Consider the following 3,676-nt stretch of genomic DNA (forward strand, 5'->3'; position numbering starts at 1 on the left):
CCTTGACCCAGCCGCGGGTGTTGCGCAGGTCGAGGAACAGCAGCGGGTCCTGTCCGGCGTGGCGACCGCGCACCCGATAGTTCAGGCCCCATTCGTGGCCGACCAGGTCTTGCAGGGCGGCTTCGTCGGCACGGTAGACGATGTCTTCGCGATCGATGCGCGAGTTGCCTCGGGAGCGGTCGTTGTAGACCAGCAGGGTGGCAAAACCCAGGTGTTGATTGATCGCTTCGTGCAGTTGCAGCAGCGTCTCGCGTTCCAGTGGCTGGTGGAAACTTTGCACCAGCAACTGCGGGCCGTAACGGTCGATGGTCAGGCCTCCGGCACCTTCCTGGCTGCCGTGAAACAGGCGATAGCAATCGGTGCCTTGCTGGTGCAGTTCGGCAAGCAGGTCCTGGCGTTGATCGAGGGCGGCGCGCAGCGCCTGATTCAAGGAAGACATGCTGGGCGCCTTGCAGGAGGGAATTGGGCGCGGGAGTTTAACAGTTTTGGTGCGAGATCGAGGCGCTGCCTTCGCGAGCAAGCCCGCTCCCACAAGGGTTTTTGTCGATTGCACATTTTGCATACGCCATACACACAATGTGGGAGCGAGCCTGCTCGCGATGCTTTCAGTCAGGTCAACAGCCCCATCCGCCGCTTGGCGCGCTGCACCGAGCCATTGCGCACTGCCCAGCGCAACATGGGCGCGCTGCGATTGACGCTGGCGCGGATCAGCTTGCGTTGCAGCGGGCTCTGGCTGACGCCAAGCAGATCGCTGGCCCAATCCGGCAACAAGTCGATTCCCGCCTGCATCATCAGTCCGCCAAAAGGCCTGGCCAGGCGGCTCGGGGACGGAGCGTTCAACAATAGGCGCAGCACTTCGCGACTGCGATCGTCACACAGCAGTTGCGGCCTGATGCGCTCAAGATAATCGGAAACTTCCTGCCGGGAGCGGGGTACGTCACGGGCACCCAGGCGTTCGGCGACCAGCGCGATTTCCGCGTAATAGCGGTCTTGGTCGGCAGGCGACAAATGTGGGTTGCGATAGCGCAAATGCGCGGCGAGAAAGTTGCTGACTTCGGCCACATGCACCCAGGTCAGCAGTTCGGGATCACTGGCGGCGTAGGGGCGGCCGTCTGGCGCGGTGCCGGTCACTTGCAGGTGAATGGTGCGCACTTTTTCGATCAGCCAGTCGGCATCTCGCCGCGAGCCGAAGGTGGTGCCGGAGATGAACTGCCCGGTGCGTCGAAGCCGGCCGAGCATGTCCTCGCGAAAATTCGAGTGGTCCCACACGCCGGCCAGTGCCAACGGATGCAGCGCCTGCAGCATCAGAGCGCTGATGCCACCGATGAGCATGCTGCTGAAGTCACCGTGAACTTGCCAGCTTACGGAGTCAGGCCCGAACAAGCCTGGATCACCCTTGGGGTTCTCCAGGTCGAGCTTGCCCAGGGACAGGCCGGTCAGGCTCATGATCTGGGTTTCAATACGGGTGCGGATGAATTCCATGGGCTCTCTGTAGGAGCGAGCTTGCTCGCGAAGGGCGTTAACGATAACACATGCTTCCTGAAAATACGCGGCGCGTCGGCGTTTTTCGCGAGCAAGCTCGCTCCTACATATTGAGGCGTTTGTCGATCAAGCCTTGCACCACGCTCGGGTCGGCCAGGGTCGACGTATCCCCCAGGCTATCGAGTTCGTCGCAGGCGATCTTGCGCAGAATGCGCCGCATGATCTTGCCCGAACGGGTTTTTGGTAACGCGGGTGCCCATTGGATCAAGTCCGGTTTGGCGAAACTGCCGATTTCCTTGGTGACCAGCGCCAGTAACTCTTTCTTCAAATCATCGCCAGCTTCGGCGCCATTCATGGGCGTGACGAAGGCATAGATACCCTGACCCTTGACGTCATGTGGGTAACCGACCACGGCGGCCTCGGCGATGCTGTCATGCAGCACCAGGGCGCTTTCCACTTCGGCGGTGCCAATGCGGTGTCCGGACACGTTGATCACATCGTCGATACGACCGGTGATCCAGTAGTCGCCATCTTCGTCGCGACGGGCGCCGTCACCGGTGAAGTAGTAGCCGGGGTAGGGTTTGAAATAGGTGTCGACCATCCGTTTCGGATCGCCATAGACCGTACGGATCTGCGCAGGCCAACTGGACTTAATCGCCAGTACACCGCTGCCGGCGCCTTTGATCTCCTTGCCTTGTTCGTCGAGCAATACCGGTTGCACGCCGAACATCGGTTGTGTGGCACTGCCGGGTTTGATCCGTTGTGCACTCACCAACGGGCTGAGCATGATGCCGCCGGTTTCGGTCTGCCACCAGGTATCGACGATGGGGCAACGCTCTTCGCCCACCGTATGGAAGTACCATTCCCACGCTTCCGGGTTGATTGGCTCACCGACCGTGCCGAGCAGCCTGACGCTGGCGCGGGAAGTTTCCTTCAAGGGTTCGGGGCCTTCACGCATCAGGGCGCGCAGGGCCGTGGGCGCGGTGTAGAAAATGTTCACTTTGTGTTTGTCGATCACCTGCCAGAAGCGCGAGGTGGTCGGATAGTTCGGCACGCCTTCGAAGATCAACGTGGTGGCGCCATTGGCCAGCGGACCGTAGACGATGTAGCTGTGGCCAGTGACCCAGCCGACGTCGGCCGTACACCAGAACACTTCGCCGTCGCGGTAGTCGAGCACGTACTTGAAGGTCATTGCCGCTTGCAGCAGGTAGCCACCCGTGGTGTGCAACACGCCTTTGGGTTTGCCGGTGCTGCCGGAGGTGTAGAGGATGAACAGTGGGTCTTCGGCATCCATCGGCTCAGGCGGGCAGTCGTCGCTGACGTCGCGCAGCGCATGGTGATACCAGATGTCCCGGCCCTCCACCCATGTCACCTGGTTTTGTGTGCGCTCAACCACAACCACTGTGCTGACGTTCGGACAGCTTTGCAGAGCCTTGTCGACGTTCTGCTTGAGGGGCACGAACTTGCCGCCGCGCACGCCCTCGTCGGCGGTGATCACCGTACGGCAATCGGCATCGAGAATACGGTCGCGCAGCGAGTCGGGGGAAAATCCGCCGAACACCACCGAATGCACCGCACCGATGCGCGTGCAGGCGAGCATGGCGTACGCGGCTTCGGGGATCATCGGCATGTAGATGCACACACGATCGCCTTTTTTCACGCCACGGCTTTTCAGCACGTTGGCCAGGCGGCAGACGTTGTGATGAAGTTTTTTGTAGGTGATCTGGGTGGACTCTGCGGGGTCGTCGCCTTCCCAGATGATCGCGGTTTGATCGCCGCGTTTTTCCAAGTGTCGATCGATGCAGTTGTAGCTGACGTTCAACTTTGCTCCGGCAAACCAACTGGCTTCACCGGTCTTGAGGTCATAGCGCTGGACGGTTTGCCACGGTGCGCTCCAGTCGAGGAAGCGGGTGGCCTGTTCAGCCCAGAACTGACTGGGGTGTTCGATGGATTCACGGTACAGGCGGTGATAGTCGTCTTGACTCAGTTGTGCAGCCCGGCGGACGGCATCGGCTTTGGGGAACGTGCTGATATCGAACATGACGGTTCCTTATTCTTGTTGTTGGCAACAAGCAATAAAGATGCGCCGAGTGCCCTGAGGGTTCAAGAGGGGAGCTGTGCGACCCTCGTAGGAGCTGCCGAAGGCTGCGATCTTTTGATTTTGCTTGAAGATCAAAAGATCGCAGCCTTCGGC

General features: G+C 60.5%; 2 protein-coding genes and 1 pseudogene. All 3 read right to left on the reverse strand.

Annotated features, from left to right (window positions below; all coding sequences use genetic code 11):
- Positions 1 to 439: pseudogene (locus ACRESJ_RS08550) on the reverse strand (class I SAM-dependent rRNA methyltransferase); the annotation flags it as partial.
- 170 nt (positions 440 to 609) lie between these two features.
- The gene (locus ACRESJ_RS08555; RefSeq protein ID WP_431757522.1) at positions 610 to 1,482 is read right to left on the reverse strand and encodes an oxygenase MpaB family protein; all 873 of its coding nucleotides are present in this window, start codon (positions 1,480 to 1,482) and stop codon (positions 610 to 612) included.
- A gap of 103 nt (positions 1,483 to 1,585) precedes the next feature.
- A complete protein-coding gene (acs, locus tag ACRESJ_RS08560; RefSeq protein WP_431757523.1) occupies positions 1,586 to 3,523 on the reverse strand; it encodes an acetate--CoA ligase in 1,938 nt (645 codons plus the stop codon).
- Between the last annotated feature and the right edge of the window lie 153 nt (positions 3,524 to 3,676).

The sequence above is a fragment of the Pseudomonas sp. genome (assembly GCF_050739655.1).
Taxonomy (GTDB): domain Bacteria; phylum Pseudomonadota; class Gammaproteobacteria; order Pseudomonadales; family Pseudomonadaceae; genus Aquipseudomonas.

Bases quoted from the DNA above. Each gene is read 5' to 3' on its own strand.
- ACRESJ_RS08555 (WP_431757522.1), bottom strand. From the start codon at position 1,482: ATGGAATTCATCCGCACCCGTATTGAAACCCAGATCATGAGCCTGACC.
- acs (WP_431757523.1), bottom strand. From the start codon at position 3,523: ATGTTCGATATCAGCACGTTCCCCAAAGCCGATGCCGTCCGCCGGGCT.